Source organism: Nocardioides xinjiangensis, assembly GCF_017916455.1.
Taxonomy (GTDB): domain Bacteria; phylum Actinomycetota; class Actinomycetes; order Propionibacteriales; family Nocardioidaceae; genus Nocardioides; species Nocardioides xinjiangensis.
In genome coordinates this window covers 97,115-115,696 of record NZ_JAFMSY010000003.1, presented here as the reverse complement: position 1 = coordinate 115,696, position 18,582 = coordinate 97,115, and the positions used below count along the sequence as shown (strand labels likewise).

Annotated in this window: 19 protein-coding genes; 7 read left to right on the top strand and 12 right to left on the bottom strand. The window is 73.8% G+C overall.

All coding sequences use genetic code 11. The features are described from left to right. Positions 1-81: 81 nt before the first annotated feature. The 5 genes from paaE to paaA all read right to left on the bottom strand — a co-directional run bounded on the left by paaE (position 82) and on the right by paaA (position 3,977). Entirely contained in the window at positions 82-1,140 is a 1,059-nt protein-coding gene (gene paaE / locus J3P38_RS14025) for a 1,2-phenylacetyl-CoA epoxidase subunit PaaE (RefSeq protein ID WP_210504107.1), read from the bottom strand. A 5-nt stretch (positions 1,141-1,145) separates the two neighbouring features. Next, entirely contained in the window at positions 1,146-1,607 is a 462-nt protein-coding gene (gene paaD / locus J3P38_RS14020) for a 1,2-phenylacetyl-CoA epoxidase subunit PaaD (RefSeq protein WP_307807922.1), read from the bottom strand. 83 nt (positions 1,608-1,690) lie between these two features. Further along, on the bottom strand, positions 1,691-2,647 hold the full coding sequence (gene paaC / locus J3P38_RS14015; protein WP_210504106.1) for a 1,2-phenylacetyl-CoA epoxidase subunit PaaC: 957 nt from the start codon (positions 2,645-2,647) through the stop codon (positions 1,691-1,693). Positions 2,648-2,667: 20 nt separating this feature from the next. Then, entirely contained in the window at positions 2,668-3,030 is a 363-nt protein-coding gene (paaB, locus tag J3P38_RS14010) for a 1,2-phenylacetyl-CoA epoxidase subunit PaaB (RefSeq protein WP_210504105.1), read from the bottom strand. Beyond that, the gene (gene paaA / locus J3P38_RS14005) at positions 3,027-3,977 is read right to left on the bottom strand and encodes a 1,2-phenylacetyl-CoA epoxidase subunit PaaA (RefSeq protein WP_210440379.1); all 951 of its coding nucleotides are present in this window, start codon (positions 3,975-3,977) and stop codon (positions 3,027-3,029) included. Before paaA ends, paaB begins: the two co-directional genes overlap by 4 nt. 121 nt (positions 3,978-4,098) lie before the next feature. Between paaA and paaZ the strand changes: the two genes are divergently transcribed. Together paaZ and J3P38_RS13995 are read left to right on the top strand one after the other, a co-directional pair. Further along, on the top strand, positions 4,099-6,132 hold the full coding sequence (gene paaZ, locus J3P38_RS14000) for a phenylacetic acid degradation bifunctional protein PaaZ (RefSeq protein WP_307807921.1): 2,034 nt from the start codon (positions 4,099-4,101) through the stop codon (positions 6,130-6,132). Beyond that, positions 6,129-6,428, top strand: coding sequence for a hypothetical protein (locus J3P38_RS13995; RefSeq protein WP_210440378.1), 300 nt, complete (start codon positions 6,129-6,131; stop codon positions 6,426-6,428). The genes paaZ and J3P38_RS13995 overlap by 4 nt, the downstream gene beginning before the upstream one ends. Before the next feature lie 24 nt (positions 6,429-6,452). Here J3P38_RS13995 and J3P38_RS13990 read toward each other — a convergent pair whose 3' ends face one another. Together J3P38_RS13990 and J3P38_RS13985 are read right to left on the bottom strand one after the other, a co-directional pair. Further along, positions 6,453-7,109, bottom strand: a complete 657-nt coding sequence (locus J3P38_RS13990; RefSeq protein ID WP_210440377.1) for an SDR family oxidoreductase — start codon at positions 7,107-7,109, stop codon at positions 6,453-6,455. 22 nt (positions 7,110-7,131) lie between these two features. Beyond that, a complete protein-coding gene (locus tag J3P38_RS13985; RefSeq protein WP_210440376.1) occupies positions 7,132-7,347 on the bottom strand; it encodes a hypothetical protein in 216 nt (71 codons plus the stop codon). A gap of 94 nt (positions 7,348-7,441) precedes the next feature. On the opposite strand from J3P38_RS13985, the gene J3P38_RS13980 reads away from it, so the two are divergent. After that, positions 7,442-8,428, top strand: coding sequence for an LLM class F420-dependent oxidoreductase (locus J3P38_RS13980; RefSeq protein WP_210504103.1), 987 nt, complete (start codon positions 7,442-7,444; stop codon positions 8,426-8,428). Between the two features lie 12 nt (positions 8,429-8,440). Here J3P38_RS13980 and J3P38_RS13975 read toward each other — a convergent pair whose 3' ends face one another. Together J3P38_RS13975 and J3P38_RS13970 are read right to left on the bottom strand one after the other, a co-directional pair. Further along, on the bottom strand, positions 8,441-9,463 hold the full coding sequence (locus tag J3P38_RS13975) for an LLM class flavin-dependent oxidoreductase (protein WP_210440374.1): 1,023 nt from the start codon (positions 9,461-9,463) through the stop codon (positions 8,441-8,443). A 14-nt stretch (positions 9,464-9,477) separates the two neighbouring features. Next, positions 9,478-10,155, bottom strand: a complete 678-nt coding sequence (locus J3P38_RS13970; protein WP_210504102.1) for a hypothetical protein — start codon at positions 10,153-10,155, stop codon at positions 9,478-9,480. Positions 10,156-10,290: 135 nt separating this feature from the next. On the opposite strand from J3P38_RS13970, the gene J3P38_RS13965 reads away from it, so the two are divergent. Both J3P38_RS13965 and J3P38_RS13960 read left to right on the top strand, forming a co-directional pair. Next, the gene (locus J3P38_RS13965; RefSeq protein WP_210504101.1) at positions 10,291-10,995 is read left to right on the top strand and encodes a GntR family transcriptional regulator; all 705 of its coding nucleotides are present in this window, start codon (positions 10,291-10,293) and stop codon (positions 10,993-10,995) included. Further along, positions 10,992-12,035, top strand: a complete 1,044-nt coding sequence (locus J3P38_RS13960; RefSeq protein WP_210440371.1) for a 1-aminocyclopropane-1-carboxylate deaminase — start codon at positions 10,992-10,994, stop codon at positions 12,033-12,035. Before J3P38_RS13965 ends, J3P38_RS13960 begins: the two co-directional genes overlap by 4 nt. Here J3P38_RS13960 and J3P38_RS13955 read toward each other — a convergent pair. Genes J3P38_RS13955 through J3P38_RS13945 form a run of 3 tightly spaced genes read right to left on the bottom strand, consistent with a single transcriptional unit; the run spans position 12,032 to position 15,198 of the window. Beyond that, positions 12,032-13,033: a cytochrome d ubiquinol oxidase subunit II gene (locus J3P38_RS13955; RefSeq protein ID WP_210504100.1), complete on the bottom strand. Its 1,002-nt coding sequence runs from the start codon at positions 13,031-13,033 to the stop codon at positions 12,032-12,034. The two genes, J3P38_RS13960 and J3P38_RS13955, sit on opposite strands and share 4 nt — an antisense overlap. Further along, on the bottom strand, positions 13,030-14,445 hold the full coding sequence (locus J3P38_RS13950; RefSeq protein ID WP_307807920.1) for a cytochrome ubiquinol oxidase subunit I: 1,416 nt from the start codon (positions 14,443-14,445) through the stop codon (positions 13,030-13,032). The genes J3P38_RS13955 and J3P38_RS13950 overlap by 4 nt, the downstream gene beginning before the upstream one ends. A 51-nt stretch (positions 14,446-14,496) precedes the next feature. Then, complete coding sequence (locus J3P38_RS13945; protein WP_282595440.1) at positions 14,497-15,198, bottom strand: aspartate/glutamate racemase family protein; 702 nt, start codon at positions 15,196-15,198, stop codon at positions 14,497-14,499. 50 nt (positions 15,199-15,248) lie between these two features. On the opposite strand from J3P38_RS13945, the gene J3P38_RS13940 reads away from it, so the two are divergent. Then, complete coding sequence (locus J3P38_RS13940) at positions 15,249-15,875, top strand: GNAT family N-acetyltransferase (RefSeq protein ID WP_210504099.1); 627 nt, start codon at positions 15,249-15,251, stop codon at positions 15,873-15,875. A gap of 22 nt (positions 15,876-15,897) precedes the next feature. After that, entirely contained in the window at positions 15,898-18,555 is a 2,658-nt protein-coding gene (locus J3P38_RS13935) for an FAD/NAD(P)-binding protein (protein WP_210504098.1), read from the top strand. The last annotated feature ends 27 nt before the right edge of the window (positions 18,556-18,582 follow it).

The window sequence follows — 18,582 nt, the reverse complement described above, 5'->3', positions numbered from 1 at the left end:
GCGTACGGGACCTCCCAACGCTAGTCATCCCCAGCGACGGAGGGAAGGTCTCCGAGCCGGTCGAGGCGACCCCGCGGCGCGTCAGGCGTCGAAGTCGACCGTCACCGTGTCGCTGACCGGGTAGGACTGGCAGGTCAGCACGAACTGCTGCTCGACCTCGTCGGGCTCGAGGGCGTAGTTGCGCACCATCTCGACCTCACCCTCGACGACCTTCGCGCGGCAGGTGCCGCACACGCCCCCCTTGCAGGCGAAGGGCAGGTCGCTGCGCACGGCCTGGGCGGAGTCGAGGAGCGTCGTCGCGCGAGGCATCGGCGTGGTGGTCGCCCGTCCGTCGAGCACGACCGTGACGTCGCTGGTCACGCCCTCCACGACGCGGTCGGCGTGCCGCAGCTGCGGTGGCGGCGCGTCGACGAAGAACAGCTCGAAGTGGACCTTCTCGGCCGGGACGCCGAGCTCGGCGAGCACGGCTCGCGCGTCCTCGACCAGTCCGAGCGGGCCGCAGAGCCACACGTGGTCGACGGCCGGGAGCGGCACCTTGAGCGTCAGCAGCCGCCGGAGGCGGTCGGCGTCGAGCCGGCCGGAGAACAGCTCGACGTCGCGCGGCTCGCGGGACAGCACGTGGACGAGGTCGAAGCGTGGTCCGTGGAGGTCCTTGAGGTCGCTGAGCTCCTCGGCGAACATCACCGACGTCGTCTCGCGGTTGCCGTAGAGCATCGTGACGGTACTCCCGGGGTTCGCCAGGACGGACGCCGCGATGGACAGCATCGGGGTGATGCCCGACCCTGCGGCGATGCAGAGGTGCCGACCGGGGCTCGCCGGGTCGGCGCGGAAGCCGCCGGCGGGCGCGGCGACCTCGATCGTCTCCCCGGGCGCGACCTCGCGGATCAGCCACGACGAGAACATGCCGCCCGGGACCTCGCGCACGCCGATGCGCGGAGCGGCTCCGGCGGGGGCGCAGATCGAGTAGCTGCGGCGGTGCTCCACGCCGTCGACCACGCGGCGCAGGGTCAGCGACTCCCCCGGCGCGAAGGCGAACAGCTCGCGCAGGTCGTCGGGCACGTCGAAGGTGACCGCGGCCGAGTCGTCGGTGAGCGGCTCCACGGCGCGGACGGTCAGCTCGTGGAAGGTCGGGGCGGCCATGTCGCTCAGATCTCCTTGACGTGGTCGAACGGCTCCAGGCAGGACGTGCAGCGGTACTGCGCCTTGCACGCCGTCGAGCCGAACTCCGAGACCAGCTCGGTGGCGGGTGAGTCGCACTGGGGGCAGCGGACCTGGCGGGCGGTGGGCAGCAGGGTCAGCGGGATCGGCCCGTCGGCCGACGGCGCGGGCCCCGGGGGCGAGATGCCCGCCGCAGCGAGTGCCACCCGCCCCGCCGGCGTGATCCAGTCGGTGGTCCAGGCGGGGTGAAGGCTGATCCGCACCTCGACCTGCTCGAAGCCGGCGCCGGTGAGCGCCCGGACGAGGTCGTCGCGCATCGCCGCCATGGCCGGGCACCCGGAGTAGGTCGGCGTGATCTCGACGACGACGTGGGAGTCATCCACCACCTCGACGCCGCGCAACACCCCGAGGTCGGCGAGCGTGAGCATCGGCAGCTCCGGGTCGGTCACGCCGGCTGCGACGGACCGGGCCGCGGCCACCTGCCGCCTCGGTGGTCGAGTGGCCCGCGCGGCACGAGCGGGCGTGCCGAGCCTCACCACACGCCCCTCGGGTGCGCGCGCGCCACGGACTGCATCTCGGCGAGCATCCGGCCCAGCGCCTCGCCGTGCATCCCGTCGCGTCCGGTGCGTCCGAGCACGCCCGCGCGGCGCGGCGCGGAGGGCCGGGGCACGTCGGCGGCGTCGAGCACCTGGTCGAGGACCGCCTCGGCCGCGTCGCGCACCGCTGCGGGGTCCACCCCCACACCGGACTCCGCGGCGGCGGCCTCGACCGGGTGGGTGTCGAACAGCTCGGGCCACAGCGGCCACAGCGCGTCGAGCGCCGCCAGCAGCCGGCGCCGCGACTCCGGGGTGCCCTGCGCCAGCGTGACGAACCAGCGGGCGGCGTAGTCCCGGTGGTAGGCGAGCTCCTTGACGCCCTTCGCGGCCACGGCGGCCAGGACGTGGTCGGCGCTGGAGCGGAGTCGCTCCCAGGTGGCGAGCCGCCACACCGAGAAGAGCAGGATCCGGACCGTCGCCTCGGCGAAGTCGCCGTTGACCACCTCGGCGAGGCGCACGTTGCGCAGCTCGTGGGCCTCGCGGAAGTACGCCAGCGCGTCCTCGGGCGGTGCCGGCGAGCCCTCCGGCAGCACGGGCACGACCGAGGCGTCGGCCCTGGCCGCGCGCGCCAGCAGGAGCCGCGCCTGGCCGAGCAGGTCGAGCGCGATGTTGGACAGCGCGATGTCGTCCTCGAGGTCGGGGGCGTTGCTGGTCCACTCCGCGATCCGGTGCGACATCACGAGTGCGTCGTCGCCCAGCATCAGGGCGTACGTCGCGAGCGTGGGCGCGTCGACGCCGGCGGGGACGGTCGTGTCGAGGCCCGCCAGCGGGTCCTCACCGTGCCCCTCGGGAACGGGGGCGGCGCCGAACGCCCAGTGGGCGTCGTTGACCAGCAGGCCGGAGTAGGCGCTGTCGTGCTCGTCCTCGGCGGGTCTCTCGGTACGGGAGTTCATCGCAGCCTCGCGGGGTGGAGTCACATGTGGGGGACGTGGTCGGGGATGTCGTAGAAGGTCGGGTGCCGGTAGACCTTGTCGCCGCTGGGCGCGAACATCGGGTCCTTCTCGTCGGGGCTGGAGGCGGTGATCGCGTCGGCGCGGACCACCCAGATGCTCACGCCCTCGCTGCGGCGGGTGTAGACGTCGCGCGCGTGCAGCAGGGCCATCCGGTCGTCGGCGGCGTGCAGCGACCCGACGTGGACGTGGTTGAGGCCGCGCTTGCCCCGGACGAACACCTCGTAGAGGGGCCACTCCGGCTCCGGCGGCGAGACGCCCTCGCCCGTCGGGACGCCCTGCAGCGGCACCGCGCCGTGCCCGCCCTCGGCGGAGAGCTCGCTCATCGCGCGCCTCCCGCCTGCCGGGCGGCGTACGCCGTGGCGGCCTCACGCACCCACGCCCCCTCTTCGTGGGCGCGCCGCCGGTGCGCGATCCGCTCGGCGTTGCAGGGACCGTTGCCCTTCACGCCCTCCATGAACTCGTCCCAGTCCGGCTGGCCGAAGTCGTGGTGCCCGCGCTCCTCGTTCCACCTCAGCTCGGGGTCGGGGAGGGTCACGCCGAGGGCCTCCGCCTGCGGGACGGACATGTCGACGAACTTCTGGCGCAGCTCGTCGTTGGTGTGGCGCTTGATGCCCCAGGCCATCGACTGGGCGGTGTTGGGCGAGGCGTCGTCGGGCGGTCCGAACATCATCAGGGCGGGCCACCAGAACCGGTCGACCGACTCCTGCACCATCGCGCGCTGCTCCTCGGTGCCGCGCATCATCGTGGTGAGGAGCTCGTAGCCCTGGCGCTGGTGGAAGGACTCCTCCTTGCAGATCCGGATCATCGCCCGGCCGTAGGGGCCGTAGGAGGTCCGGCACAGCGGTACCTGGTTGCAGATCGCGGCGCCGTCGACCAGCCAGCCGATCGTGCCGACGTCGGCGTAGGACAGCGTCGGGTAGTTGAAGATCGAGGAGTACTTCTGCCGCCCGGCGAGGAGCAGCTCGGTGAGCTCGAGCCGCGAGACCCCGAGGGTCTCGGCCGCCGAGTAGAGGTAGAGCCCGTGGCCCGCCTCGTCCTGCACCTTGGCGAGCAGGATCGCCTTGCGGCGCAGGCTCGGCGCGCGGGTGATCCAGTTGCCCTCGGGCTGCATGCCGATGATCTCGCTGTGCGCGTGCTGCGCGATCTGCCGCACGAGGGTCTTGCGGTAGCCCTCCGGCATCCAGTCGCGCGGCTCGATCCGGTCGTGCCGGGCGATGGTCGCCTCGAACTGCCGCTCGAGCTCCTCCGGTGCGGTCTCCGTGAGCGTCATGGGTCCTCCGACGGGGTCTGCACGACATTTACTGACCGATCGGTCTGGTATTAGTGTGTCACTCGTCACCCCGGCAGGCAAACACCGGCCTGCGCCCGCTCCGATCCCGAGGAGAACCGCCGTGACCCGACTGCTCGAGAGCTATGCCGCCGGCCGGTGGTACGCCTCCTCCGCCGAGGGCGACCCGCTGCTCGACGCGGCGACCGGCCAGGAGGTCGCCCGGATCTCCAGCGCCGGCCTCGACCTCGGCGCGATGGCCCACTTCGCGCGCACCGTCGGCGGACCGGCCATCCGCTCGCTGACCTTCCACGAGCGCGCTCTGCTGCTCAAGGAGCTGGCCACGCACCTGACCGGGCTCAAGGAGGAGTTCTACGAGCTCTCGCTCGCGACCGGCGCCACCCGTCGCGACTCGCTCATCGACATCGACGGCGGCTTCGGCACCGTCTTCAGCTACTCCTCCAAGGGGCGCCGGGAGCTGCCGAACGACACCGTCGTCTGTGACGGCGACCTCGAGCAGCTCGGGCGGACCGGGGTCTTCCTCGGCCAGCACGTCTACACGTCGCGGCCCGGCGTGGCGGTCCAGATCAACGCCTTCAACTTCCCCGTCTGGGGCATGCTCGAGAAGCTGGCGCCGGCCTTCATCGCCGGGGTGCCCTCGATCGTCAAGCCGGCCAGCCAGACGGCGTACCTCACCGAGCTCGTGGTCCGCCGGATCGTCGAGTCGGGCATCCTCCCCGAGGGCTCGCTCCAGCTGCTGGCCGGCTCGGCGGGCGACCTGCTCGACCACCTCGGGGTGCAGGACTCGGTGGCGTTCACCGGCTCCGCCCACACCGCGGGGATCCTGCGCCAGCACCCGTCGGTGCTGCACGGAGGCGTCTCGCTGCAGGTCGAGGCCGACTCGCTCAATTGCTCGGTGCTGGGCCCCGACGTCACGCCCGGCGACCCCGAGTGGGACCTGTTCGTCAAGGGCGTCGTCACCGAGATGACCGCGAAGGCCGGTCAGAAGTGCACGGCCATCCGGCGGGTGATCGTGCCGGCGTCGGTGGCCGGCGAGGTGACCGACGCCATCGCGCAGCGGCTGGCGACCGTGACGGTCGGCGACCCCGGCGACGAGTCGGTCCGCATGGGCCCCCTCGCCTCCCTCGCGCAGCGCGACGAGGTCCGCAAGGCCGTCGAGGCGCTGCGCTCGTCGTGCGACGTGGTCCTCGACGAGGGGAAGGTGGCCGGCGACGCCGAGCGCGGCGCGTTCATGTCCCCCGTCCTGCTCCGTGCCCGCGCCGGCGCAGTCGAGCCGCACGACGTCGAGCCGTTCGGGCCGGTGTCGACGGTGCTGACGTACGACTCCCTCGACGAGGCGGTGACGCTGGCCGCGCGCGGCAGGGGCTCCCTCGCCGGCTCGGTCGTCACGCACGACCCGGCCGTCGCGCGCGCGCTCGTGCTCGGCCTGGCGCCGTGGCACGGCCGCATCCTGGTGCTCGACCGCGACGACGCGCCCGAGAGCACCGGGCACGGCTCGCCCCTCCCGATGCTGGTGCACGGCGGGCCGGGCCGGGCCGGCGGCGGCGAGGAGCTCGGCGGCGTCCGCGGCGTGCTGCACCACATGCAGCGCACGGCCATCCAGGCCTCCCCCGACATGCTGACTGCGATCACGGGCCGGTGGACGCGTGGCTCGCGGCGCACGGTGACCCCGGAGCACCCGTTCCGCCACTCGCTGGCGACGCTGCGCGTGGGCGACACCATCGCCTCCGAGCCGCGGGTGGTCACCCGGGCCGACATCGACCACTTCGCGGAGTTCACCGGCGACACCTTCTACGCCCACACCGATCCCGACGCCGCGGCGAGGAACCCGCTCTTCGGCGGCATCGTCGCGCACGGCTACCTCATCGTGTCGCTGGCCGCCGGGCTCTTCGTCGACCCGGCGCCCGGCCCGGTGCTCGCCAACTTCGGCGTCGACGACCTCCGGTTCCTGACCCCGGTGAAGGCGGGCGACTCGATCCGGGTCACCCTCACCGTCAAGCAGATCACCCCGCGCTCCTCCGCCGACTACGGCGAGGTGCGCTGGGACGCGCTCGTGACCAACGGTGACGACGAGCCGGTCGCGACGTACGACGTGCTGACGCTGGTGGCCAAGCAGACCGAGGGGGTCGAGCAGTGACCGCGTCGGTCCAGCGCGCGGTCGGGATCGTCGTCCTGCTCGTCCTGGGTGCGCTCAGCCTGCCGGTGGCGGCGTCGTTCCTCGACGGGGAGGGCACGGAGAACTGGATCATCCCCGTGCAGCTGCTCGCGATGGCGGCCGTCGGCGCGGCGGTCACCGTCGGGCTGCCGGCCCTCGCGCGCGACGGTGCCGACACCACGCGGCGGGCGCTCACCGGCGCGTGGTGGGGCCTGCTGGCGGCCTTCGTCGGCGTGCTGGTCTTCTGGGTGCTGGTCAGCGGCTTCGACGGTGCGTGAGCCCGGAGGTGGCGTGGCGCTGCCTCAGCCGCTGTAGGGGACCTCGCTGGTCCACCGGTCCGGGTCGCGGGTCACCGCCGACCAGATCGCCTCGGCCACCCGGTCGGGGGTGAACGCGCCCTGCCTGGCCAAGGTGCCGCGGACCGTGACGGAGACGGCTCGGATGCCGTCGGGCGACAGCGTCTTGTCGAGGCTGTGCACGAGGTTGCGCACGCCCGCCTTCTGGACCCCGAGCGAGGCCGCGCCCTGCCAGGGGTCGTCCGCGGCCATGCTCCCGGTGACGCTGACCCGGCCGCCCGCCGTCATGTGGGGCCGCGCCGCCTGCACCACGGTGAGCAGGGCGCCCACGCCGAGGGCGACGTCTGCCAGGAGCTCGTCGACGGTCAGCGTCAGCGGGTCCTTCTCGCGGTAGGCGCTGGGGTTGAAGTGCAGCACGTCGATGCGGCCGGCGTGCTCGCCGAAGCGGCGCACGGCCTCGCGCGCCGCCTGCTCGTCGGTGACGTCGGCGACCGCGTGCTGCACGGCGGCGCCGCGCGCCTCGAGGTCGGCGACGAGCCGGTCGAGGACGCCCTGGTCCTGCCCCAGCAGTGCGACGTCGTGGCCCTCGTCGGCGAACCGTCTGGCCACCGAGCCGCTCACGCCCGGTCCGGCACCCACCACCACGAGGACAGGCCTGCTCATGGAGCAGTCCTACCGCACCGCCTCACTCGGCGGTGTGGGGGTGCTGCCCGGTGGGGTCGTCGGGCACCGCGTCGGGGCCCTGCCTGCCCTCGTCGACCTCGCCCGGGTGGGGGTCGGGCTGACCGGCCACGGAGTCGCCGGAGCTGATCGGCTCGCCGCCGCCCTCGATGTCGGCGAGCTCGCTGACCTGCCCGCCCTGGTCGGGTCCGTCGTTCGTGGTGTCCTTGGCGTCGCTCATGCCCGGACAGTTCCCCCGCGGGACCCGCACATGCGCCCGGGGGCTCACCTGAGCGGGTGGTGGCCGTCCGGTGAGCGCTGGTTACGGTCGAGGCATGACGCGTTTCGGATACACGCTGATGACCGAGCAGAGCGGCCCGCGCGAGCTGGTGGACTACGCCGTCGCGGCCGAGCGGGCGGGCTTCGACTTCGAGGTGATGAGCGACCACTACTCGCCCTGGCTGACCGAGCAGGGGCACGCGCCGTACGCCTGGACGACCCTCGGCGCGGTGGCGCACGCCACCGAGCGGGTGGGCCTGATGACCTACGTGACGTGCCCGACCCTGCGCTACCACCCCGCCGTCGTGGCCCAGAAGGCGGCGACGCTGCAGATCCTCGCCGAGGGACGCTTCGTCCTCGGACTGGGCAGCGGGGAGAACCTCAACGAGCACGTCGTGGGCGAGGGCTGGCCGGCCATCGCCGAGCGGCAGGACATGCTCGCCGAGGCGATCGAAGTCATCAGGGCGCTGCACACCGGCGAGCTCGTCGACCACCGCGGCGACTTCTTCCAGGTCGACTCGGCGCGGATCTGGGACGTGCCCGAGCAGGGCGTGGACATCGGCGTGGCCGTGGCGGGCGACCGGGCGATCCACCGGTTCGCAGCGCTGGCGGACCACCTGGTCGCGGTGGAGCCGAGCGCGGAGATCGTGGAGACGTGGAACGAGGTCGACGGGGCGCCGCGCGTCGGCAGGGACGCCCGGGCGATCGGCCAGATCCCGATCTGCTGGGACCCCGACGAGGAGGCCGCCGTCGCCCGTGCGCACGAGCAGTTCCGGTGGTTCGGTGGCGGCTGGTCGGTCAACGCCGACCTGCCGACGCCCGCGGGCTTCGCCGGGGCGACGACGTACGTCCGGCCCGAGGACGTCGCGGAGTCGATCCCCTGCGGGCCCGACCTCGACAAGGTCGTCGACGCCGTGTCGGCCTACTGGGAGGCGGGCTTCACCGACGTCGCGCTCGTGCAGGTCGGCGACGAGGGGCAGGACCGCTTCCTCAGCGAGGCGGCCGGCCCGCTGCTGGAGAAGCTGCGGGCAGCCGCCGGCTGAGCAGGGACGCGCTCAGCGCCAGCCGAGGTCCGGCGCCACGTCGGTGAGCACCGACTCGAGGATGTGGGCGTTGTAGTCCACCCCGAGCTGGTTGGGCACCGTCAGCAGCAGGGTGTCGGCCGCGGCGATGGCCTCGTCCTCGGCGAGCTGCTCGACGAGGACGTCGGGCTCGGCGGCGTACGTCCTGCCGAACACCGCGCGCAGGTTGGCCTCGATCTGGCCGAACTGGTCGGAGCTGTCGCCCTCGTGGCCGAAGTACGCGCGGTCGAGGTCGGTCGTGATGGGCATGATCGAGCGGCTCACCGACACACGCGGCTCACCCTCGTGCCCCGCCTCGCGCCACGCCTCGCGGAACACCTCGATCTGCCTGCGCTGCTGCACGTGGAACGGCTCGCCGGTCTCGTCGGCCTTGAGCGTCGAGCTCATCAGGTGCATCCCCATCTGCGCGGTCCAGCGGGCCGTCGCGTCGGACGCGGCGCCCCACCAGATGCGGCTGCGCAGGCCCGGCGAGTGCGGCTCGAGGCGGAGCAGCCCCGGCGGGTTGGGGAACATCGGGCGCGGGTTGGGCTGAGCGAAGCCCTTGCCCTCGAGCACCTGGAGGAACACCTCGGTGTGGCGGCGCGCCATGTCGGCCTGGTCCTCGCCGTCGGCCGGCTGGTAGCCGAAGTAGCGCCACCCGTCGATCACCTGCTCCGGTGAGCCGCGGCTGATGCCGAGCTGGAGCCGGCCGCCCGAGATCAGGTCGGCCGCGCCGGCGTCCTCGGCCATGTAGAGCGGGTTCTCGTAGCGCATGTCGATGACGCCCGTGCCGATCTCGATGCGGCTGGTGCGCGCGCCGACGGCGGCGAGCAGCGGGAAGGGCGAGGCGAGCTGCCGGGCGAAGTGGTGGACGCGGAAGTACGCGCCGTCCGCGCCGAGCTCCTCGGCGGCCACGGCCAGGTCGATCGACTGCAAGAGCGTGTCCGACGCCGAGCGCACCTGGGACTGCGGCGAGTCGGTCCAGTGGCCGAAGTTGAGGAACCCGATCTTCTTCATGACCGGTTCAACGCTCAACCACCGCGGTTGTTCCCAGCGGGGCGGTCGTCCCCAGCGCTCGGGACCGGCTGCCCCTCCCGGCTGCCGACGTACGCCCGCGCCCGCAGCGCCGCGAGCCAGGCGGGCGCCAGGCGCCACGACTGCGGCGGGTGCAGGACCGGGTCGAAGTCGGGGCGCGGCTGCTCGGAGCGGCGGTCCACCCGGATCGTGCCCGCCTGCACGTCACCGTGCCGGCCGACCACGCGGAGCGCGAAGGTCGCCGGCAGCCGTCCCACCAGCACGTCCGGGTCGGGCGAGTCGAGCCCGGCACCGGGCGCGTCCACGACGACCTGCAGGCGCTCACCGGACGAGGAGCGCCACCACATGAGCGACGTCAGCGTGGCGCCCGACCACCGCCGTCCGGGTCGCAGCACGTAGCGCTGCCACCCGGAGGCGCCCGGAGCCGTCGTGCACAGGACGTCGACCGGCGGGTCCTGGAGGAGGCGGACCGCCATGCCCAGCAGGTCCGGCACGCCGCGCGGCGTGCCGATGCCCTTCGAGAGGCGGACCAGGCAGTCCCACTCGCCCTGCTGGAGCGGGCCGGGGCCGTGGATCTCCGCGCGTCCCTCGTAGAGGACGCCGTCGGGGTGGAAGGCGGGAGCGGACCGGGCGGCGGCGATGGCCTTGAAGGCATGGCGGTAGGGGGCAGGCACGGGCGTGCAGTACCCCGGGTCGGGCCCGCACACGCACGGGCCCCGCTGGGGGCCGCTCCGCTGCATCCTGATCGTCGCCCTCGTGCGGATGGACGCGACCTTGACCCGCAGCGATCGGTGATATCCAATATATCGGTGCCTGTGCCCCCGTCCTCCGCTCCGGTCCGCACCTCGCTGCTGCGCGACACCGTCCACGAGCGGCTCCGCGACGCGATCGTCGACGGCACGCTGGCGCCGGGCGAGGTCGTCCGCGACACCGAGCTGGCCGCCTGGCTCGGCGTGAGCCGCACGCCCGTGCGGGAGGCCCTGCTGCGGCTCGGCGAGAGCGGCCTGGTCCGGGCGGCGCCCGGACGCTCGACCGTGGTCGCGGAGATCGACGTCGCCGAGGTGCGCGAGGCGCACGCGGTCGTGGCCGCCATGCACCGGCTCGCGGTGAGCGAGGCCGTCGCCCGGCTCACCGCCGACGACCTCGAGCGCATGCGCGACGCCAACCGGCGCTTCGCGGCAGCGGTCGAGCAGCGTGACAGCGGCGCCGCGCTCGCGGCGGACGACGACTTCCACGCGGTGGCGGTGGAGATCGCCGGGAACCGCGCCGTCGCCACGGTGCTCGCCCAGTTCGGCCCCGTCGTCCGCCGCCTCGAGCGCCGCCGCTTCGCCTCCCACGCCGCGGCCGAGTCCGTGGCGCTGCACGAGCGTCTGGTCGAGGCGTGCGCCGGCCGGGACGCCGACGCCGCCGCCGAGGTGGCCTTCCGGACCTGGCAGAACCTCGCCGACCTCATCCCGGCTCCCGATCCCGCCGCCGACCCCGACCAGCCCACCGCCCTGCAGGAGACCCCGTGAACCTCGAGCAGTTCGAGCGCTACCCGCTCACCTTCGGCCCCTCCCCCGTCCACCACCTGAGGCGCCTCAGCGAGCACCTGGCGTCGCGGGGCGGCGGCGCGCAGGTGTGGGCCAAGCGCGAGGACGTCAGCAGCGGCCTGGCCTACGGCGGCAACAAGGTCCGCAAGCTGGAGTACATCGTCCCCGACGTGCTCGCCAGCGGCGCCGACACGCTCGTGTCGATCGGCGGCTACCAGTCCAACCACACCCGCCAGGTCGCCGCCGTCGCCGCGCACCTCGGCCTGCGCTGCCGGCTGGTGCAGGAGAAGTGGGTGCCGTGGGACGACCCGACGAACACCCAGGTCGGCAACATCCTGCTCAGCCGGATGATGGGCGCGGACTCGCGCCTGGACCCCCACGGCTTCGACATCGGCATCCGCGACTCGTGGAAGGAGGCGATCCGCGAGATCGAGGAGGCCGGCGGCACGCCGTACGCCATCCCGGCCGGCGCCAGCGAGCACCGGCTCGGGGGGCTCGGGTTCGCCAACTGGGCCTTCGAGGTGGCCGAGCAGGAGAAGGCGCTCGGCGTCACCTTCGACACGATCGTGGTCTGCACCGTCACCGGCTCGACGCACGCCGGCATGGTCGCCGGCTTCGCGGCGCTGGAGGACCTCACCGGCGTACGCCGGCGGGTGCTGGGCATCGACGCCAGCGCCACGCTGGAGAAGACCCGCGACCAGGTCGCCAGGATCGCCCGGCACACCGCGGAGCTCATCGAGCTCGGTCGCGACCTGCGCGACGACGAGATCACCGTGCTCGAGGGGTGGGCCGGCGACCTCTACGGGATCCCGGTCGACTCGACGATGGAGGCGATGGCGCTCGGCGCCCAGCTCGAGGCGATGATCACCGACCCGGTCTACGAGGGGAAGTCGCTCGCCGGCCTTATCGACCTCGTGACCGGCGGCGAGGTCCCGCGCGACTCCCACGTGCTCTACGCGCACCTCGGCGGGCAGCCGGCCGTCAACGCCTACCACTCGCTCTGGCCCGCACCGCCGGCCTAGTGCTCGGACCAGGCCTCGGACTGGGTCAGCCGGAAGAGGTACACCAGGGGCGGCAGGACCAGCACGCCGGCGAGCCCCACCACCACCAGGAGCCCAGCGAGCGTGGCGTCCGCCCCGGCGGCGTCGCGGAGCGTGAGCTCGTCGACGAGCAGCCACGGGTACTGGCCCACTCCCCAGCCGCTGACGACGGCGGCGACGGCGAGCACCGCGGTGACGCGAGCGATCGCGAAGCGGCGGCGCAGCAGCAGGACCAGGGTGGCGACGCCGCACAGCCCGGAGAGCACCACGAGCGGCGCCGCGCGGCCCCTCAGGCCCTCGGCGAGGGTGGGCGCGTCGTGGGTGATCGGCACGAGCGCGGCGAAGACGACGGCGCCGGTCACCAGGCCGACGCCGAGGGTGCGGCGCCGCAGGGAGGCGGCGAGCGACGCACGCCCGGCACGGTCGGCGTCCGCGGTGAGGAACACGCCGGCGAGGAGCGCGCACGTGCCCACCGCGATGACGCCCCCGAACGTGGAGGTGGGGTTGAGCCACGACGACCACAGGTCGCCGCGACCCTCGGCCGGCACGCGACCCGAGGCGATCCCGCCCGCGACCGCGCCGAGGAAGTAGGGAGTGATGAGGGAGGAGCCGGCGAAGACCGCGCCGTAGAGCCGGGCCTGCCCGAGCGTCGGCGCGAACTTGCGGAACGCGAACGCCGCGCCCCGCAGCACGATCCCCAGCAGCGCCAGGAGCATCGGCAGGATCAACGTGTTCATCGCGCTGGCGAACGACTCGGGGAACCCGGTCCACCACATCACGAGCACGTAGATCAGCCAGACGTGGTTCGCCTCCCACACCGGGCCGATGCTGTGGTCCACGAGCGTGCGCAGCTCCGCGCCGCCGCGCGAGCCGCCGGCCGTCAGGTCGTAGAAGCCCGACCCGAAGTCGGCTCCCCCGAACAGGGCGTACGCCACCACGCCGACGAAGAGCGCCGCCGCGACGGCCAGCTCGAGCGTCACGACGCGTCGTCGGCCCGCCGGCCACCGCCGGCGGCCGCGGCCTCGGGCCCGTAGGGGCTGGGGAGGTCCTGCTCGCCGGCTCGCCACCGTCGAGCCATCGAGCGCAGCACGACCACGGCACCCACCGTCAGCAGGGCGTACAGCGTCGCCGTGGCGGCCAGCAGGATCCACACCTGCGGATTGTCGCCCGCGGCGTCCTCGGTGCGCAGCACCCCGTAGACCACCCAGGGCTGGCGGCCCACCTCGGTCGCGATCCAGCCCGCCTCGAGGGCCACCACCGCCAGCGGACCGGCGGCCACGGCGGCGCGGAGCGTCCACCGGTTCGCCAGGGGGTCGCGTCCCCGCCAGCGCGCGAACCAGTAGACGAGCACGGCCACGGCCAGGAGCGTGCCGATGCCGACCATCGTCTGGAACGCCACGTGGGTGACGTTCACCGGTGGCCGGTCGGCCGGCGGGATGGTCTCGAGCCCCTGCACCGGCTCAGTGAAGGAGTTGCGGGCGATGATCGAGCCGAGGCGCGGGATGTCGAGGGCCCAGCGCACCTCGCCGTCCACGAGCAGCCCGCCCAGCCGCAGCGGCGAGGGGCTCTCGGTCTCGGTGGCCAGCTCGAACGCCGCCAGCTTGGCCGGCTGGGTGTCGGCGATCCGCAGTCCCAGCACGTGCCCGATGAGGGGCTGGACGAGCGCGGCGACCGTGGCGAACACGAACGGCAGGGTGAACCCCAGCCGGTGGTGCCGGTCGCGGCGCCCGCGCAGCATGCCGGCGGCGTAGACCCCGGCGACGACGAAGCCGACCACCATGTAGGCAGCGACCCACATGTGCGCGAACTGCAGCAGGGCGCCGGAGCTGAACAGGACCGCCCACGGGTCGACGTCGACCACCTCGCCCCCCTCGATGGCGAACCCGACGGGCATGTTCATCCAGGCGTTGACGGAGATCACGCAGTAGGTGCCGACAACCCCGGCGAGGGCCATCGGCACGAGCATGAGCAGGTGCCGCTTCGGGGGGATGCGCCCCCAGCCGTAGAGGTAGAGGCCGAGGAAGATCGCCTCGACGAAGAAGGAGAGGCCCTCGAACGCGAACGGCAGTCCCAGCACGTCGCCGAACGGACCCATCAGGCCGGGCCAGAGCAGGCCCATCTCGAAGCTCAGCACCGTGCCCGAGACGGCGCCGATCGCGAACAGCACGCCGCTGACCTTCGCCCACCTCCTCGCCAGGCCGAGGGCGACCTCGTCGCCGCGGTAGACCCCGCGCCAGTGCGCCACCAGGATCATCGCGGGGAACGCCACGCCGAAGCAGGCGAGGATGATGTGCCACCCGAGCGAGAGCGCCATCTGCTGCCGCGCGGGCAGCAGGCCGGCGGGCTCGGCGGCCCAGGGCACCTGCGCCAGGTCGAGCCACGTCGGGTCCACGTCCCTAGCAAACCACGGGTGGTATGGCCGTCAGCGGTGACCCAGCAGCCGTCAGCCGAGGGCGAAGTCGAGCGCCGCCAGGGCGTGGAGCCGCGTCGTGGCGAAGACCGGCACGTCGACGTCCTCCGGTCGCAGGAGCAGCTCGATCTCGGTGCAGCCGAGGATCACGCCCTCCGCCCCGGCGGCGACGAGGCGCTCCACCACGTCGACGTACGCCGCCCGCGACTCCGCGCGCACCACGCCGTGGACCAGCTCGTCGTAGATCACGGCGTGCACCAGCTCGAGGTCCTCCCCCACCGGGACGAGCGCCTCGACGCCCTGCGAGGCCAGCCGGTCGCGGACGAACGCCTGCTCCATCGTGAACCGGGTGCCGAGGAGCGCCACGCGGGACAGCCCGGCTGCACGGATCGCCGCAGCGGTGACGTCGACGATGTGCAGCAGCGGGACGTCCGTGGCGGCCTCGATGGCGTCGGCGACCTTGTGCATGGTGTTGGTGCAGAGCACGAGGCACTCGGCTCCGGCCGCCTGCAGCGCGGCGGCCTCGGCTGCGAGGAGCGCCCCCGCCGACTCCCAGTCCCCCGCGGCCTGCATCGCCTCGACCTCGGCGAAGTCCACCGACGACAACACCACGCGCGCCGAGTGGTAGCCGCCGAGCCGCTCGCGCACCGCCTCGTTGAGCACGGTGTAGTAGAGCGCCGAGCTCTCCCAGCTCATGCCGCCCAGCAGGCCGATCTTCCTCATCCCCGTCGTCATGGCGACATTCAACAGCCCCGGACGTCGCTGGGCGGGTCTAGCGTGGCCGCATGGCCCCGACGCCCCTCGCCAGGTCCGGCGACGTCACCGTCGTCCCGGCCGACCACGCGCGCTTCGCCGACGTGCGGACGATGCTGGGTCCGAAGAACCCCACGTCCACGGTGTGCTGGTGCCTGAGCCACCGCATCCCCGCCCGGGAGAACCGCGAGCTGTCCGGGCCGGCGCGGGAGGCCTACGTCGAGGCGCTGACGCGCAGGCCCACCAAGCCGGGCGTCCTGGCCTACGACGGCACCGAGGTCGTCGGCTGGGCGGCCGTGGCTCCGCGGGCGGAGCTTCCCTACGCCCGGTCCACGAAGATCCCGCACGTCGACGACCAGGACGCCTGGTCGGTGTGGTGCATCCGCGTCCGCCCGGGGCACCGCGGTCGTGGCATCTCGCACGTCCTCCTGCGGGGCGCCGTGGCCTACGCCGGCCAGCGTGGCGCTCCCGTGGTGGAGGGCTACCCCGTGGACAACCGCGGCGCGAAGGTGGACCTCACGATGGCCTACGTCGGCACCCGCAAGCTCTTCGAGGACGCCGGCTTCTCCTTCGCGATGGAGACGCAGGCCACCTCGGCGGGCTTCCCGCGGGTCGTCATGCGCCGTCCCACTCCGACTGCGCTACCCTTAGTCGAGTAATTCACTGGAGAAAGGGGCGCGCATGGGAACGAACGAGGGTGACTGCCGGGTCGTCGTGGTGGGGGCCGGAGCGGGCGGGACGCTGGTCGCGACCCACCTCGTCACCGCGCTCTCCTCCCGCTTCCGCGTCGAGCTCGTCGACCCGGCGCCCACCACGGGTCGAGGCCAGGCCTACTCGACCGCGGACGACCGCCACCTGCTCAACGTGCCGGCGTCCGGCATGAGCGCGTTCCCGCGCGACCCCGAGCACTTCCTGCGCTGGTTGCGCAACCACCACGACCCGCGCTTCCAGCCCCACGACTTCGCGCCCCGCGCCGTGTTCGGCCGCTACGTGGAGAGCCTGCTGACCACCGCCACCGAGTACCCCGGCAACGCCCGGCTCGTGCGCCGCCGAGCGGAGGTCGTCGACATCGCCGCCTCCGGCGAGGAGTTCCTGGTCGAGCTCTCCGACGGCGACAGCCTGGAGGCGCGGGCCGTCGTCCTGGCCACGGGCAGCCGCCCCGGCACCGGTTGGGCCCCGCCCCCGCTGGCCGACGACCCGCGCCTCGTCGCAGACCCGTGGACGCAGCCGATCCCCGAGGTCGGCGACGTGCTGATGTTGGGGTCGGGCCTCACCATGGTGGACCTCGCGATCAGCGCCGACCGTCCCGACCGCACGATCCACGTCGTCTCGCGCACCGACGCCGTGCCGCGCGCCCACGTGCTGCCGACGACGCCCCCGGTGCCCCCGCCGCCCGGCATCACCCGCACGCAGGACCTCGACACGCTGCGCGCCACGCTCGGCGCGCACGTCGAGGACACCGTCGAGGCGACCGGCGACTGGCGCGCGGCCGTCGACGGCCTGCGCCCGGTCACCGCCCAGCTGTGGCGCGGGCTGTCGGAGGCCGACAAGCGCCGGTTCCTCGCCGAGGATGCCCGGTCGTGGGACGTGCACCGTCACCGGATGGCCCCGGCCACGGCTCGGCGGTTCCACGCCATCGCGGCCGCCGGCCGCCTCGAACGGCACCGCGGCACCATCACTGCGGTCCAGCCCGACGCGAGCGCCCTGCGCGTGACGCTCGACGACGGCACCACGCTGCGCGTGGCCGCGGTCGTCAACTGCACCGGCCCGGTCGGCTCCATCGCCGGCGACCCGCTGCTGAGCCGGCTCGCGCAGACCGGCCTGGTCCGTCCCGGCCCAGCGGGGCTCGGCATCGACACCGCCGACGACGGCCGGATCGTCGGCACGCTGCCGGCGACCCTGCCGTTCCTCGCCGTCGGCTCCCTGCGACGCGGCAACCTGTGGGAGTCGACGGCGATGCCCGAGATCCGCGAGCAGGCCTACGACGTCGCCCGCATCGTGAGCCGCTCGATGCACGGTGAGTCCCGCCGCCGCCCGGTCGACCCCTACGGGCTCACGCTCTCGACCAGCCCCGAGGCCGCCGAGCGCTACAACGCCGCCCTCGGCCGCCTGCTCCGCCTGCAGGACGGCGTCGAGGAGGGCCTGACCGACGCGGTGGCCGCCGACGGTGGGTTCGTCCAGGCGCACGCGGCGCTCGCCCTCCTCGGGCACGAGTGGGGCACCAACTCCCACTGGCGCACCTCGTTGCAGGCGGCGCACCGCGCTGCCTCCGACCGCCACCTCGACGACCGCGAGTCGTCGTTCCTCGACGCGGTCACCACGCGCCTGCGCTCCGACGAGGCCACCGGCGCGGCGGCCCTGCTGCGCCACGTGCGCCTCTTCCCGCGCGACGCGCTCGCCGTGAGCGTGGCCGTGCCGACGGTCGCGTTCGGCGGCCTCACGAGCGGCCCGCAGACCGCCGAGCTGGTCGAGTCGCTCGGGCGCTCCTACGGCGACGACTGGTGGTACGCCGGCCAGCTGGCGTTCGTGCGCCAGGACCAGGAGCGCTGGGCCGAGGCCGAGGACCTGTCCGCCTACGCCCTCTCCGTCGAGCCCGCCTCGGGCCACGCCGTGCACGCCCGGGCGCACGTGTTCTACGAGACAGGTGAGCACGACGCGGGCCTGGCCTGGCTCGACGAGTGGATCCGCAGCCGGGGCCCCGAGGCCAACCACCGCTCGCACTTCTCGTGGCACGCCGCTCTCCACGAGCTGATGCAGGACGACGTCGACGCGGTCCGGCGGCGCTACCTGCGCGAGCTGGCGCCGTCGCTGGTCAGCGGCAGCCGCGTCGTGGTCGACAGCGGCTCCCTGCTGTGGCGCGGGCACGTCACCGGCGCCTGGACCGGGGACCTCCCGGTCGCCGACGTCCGCGAGCGGGCGCCCCGCGAGTGGCTCACGGCCCCGCCCACCCCGTTCGCCGCGATGCACGCCGCCGTGCTGCTCGCCGCGGACCGCGACGCGGCAGCGCTCACCGACCTCGCCGACCTCGCCGCCCGCAGCGAGGACCGCGTCTTCCGCGACGTCGTCGCTCCCCTGTGCACCGGCCTGGTGCACGTGGTGGAGGAGCGCTGGAACGCGGCGTCGGCGGCCCTCGGGGGCGTGGTGCGCACGATGGTCCCCCTGGGCGGCAGCAGGGCGCAGCGCGAGGTCGTCGAGGACACGTTGATCCACGCGCTCGCGATGGCGGGGCGGACCTCCGAGGCCGCCGGGCTCCTCGACGAGCGGCTCTCGCGCCGGTCGTCCGCGCTCGACGCGCGGCGGCGTGCCGCGGTGCTGGCGGCCCAGCCCGTCGGCCAGTGATCCCGTCGCCGCGGGACCAGTCGCCGG

Bases quoted from the DNA above. Each gene is read 5' to 3' on its own strand.
- paaE (WP_210504107.1), bottom strand. From the start codon at position 1,140: ATGGCCGCCCCGACCTTCCACGAGCTGACCGTCCGCGCCGTGGAGCCG.
- paaC (WP_210504106.1), bottom strand. From the start codon at position 2,647: ATGAACTCCCGTACCGAGAGACCCGCCGAGGACGAGCACGACAGCGCC.
- paaB (WP_210504105.1), bottom strand. From the start codon at position 3,030: ATGAGCGAGCTCTCCGCCGAGGGCGGGCACGGCGCGGTGCCGCTGCAG.
- paaA (WP_210440379.1), bottom strand. From the start codon at position 3,977: ATGACGCTCACGGAGACCGCACCGGAGGAGCTCGAGCGGCAGTTCGAG.
- J3P38_RS13990 (WP_210440377.1), bottom strand. From the start codon at position 7,109: ATGAGCAGGCCTGTCCTCGTGGTGGTGGGTGCCGGACCGGGCGTGAGC.
- J3P38_RS13985 (WP_210440376.1), bottom strand. From the start codon at position 7,347: ATGAGCGACGCCAAGGACACCACGAACGACGGACCCGACCAGGGCGGG.
- J3P38_RS13980 (WP_210504103.1), top strand. From the start codon at position 7,442: ATGACGCGTTTCGGATACACGCTGATGACCGAGCAGAGCGGCCCGCGC.
- J3P38_RS13975 (WP_210440374.1), bottom strand. From the start codon at position 9,463: ATGAAGAAGATCGGGTTCCTCAACTTCGGCCACTGGACCGACTCGCCG.
- J3P38_RS13945 (WP_282595440.1), bottom strand. From the start codon at position 15,198: ATGACGACGGGGATGAGGAAGATCGGCCTGCTGGGCGGCATGAGCTGG.
- J3P38_RS13940 (WP_210504099.1), top strand. From the start codon at position 15,249: ATGGCCCCGACGCCCCTCGCCAGGTCCGGCGACGTCACCGTCGTCCCG.
- J3P38_RS13935 (WP_210504098.1), top strand. From the start codon at position 15,898: ATGGGAACGAACGAGGGTGACTGCCGGGTCGTCGTGGTGGGGGCCGGA.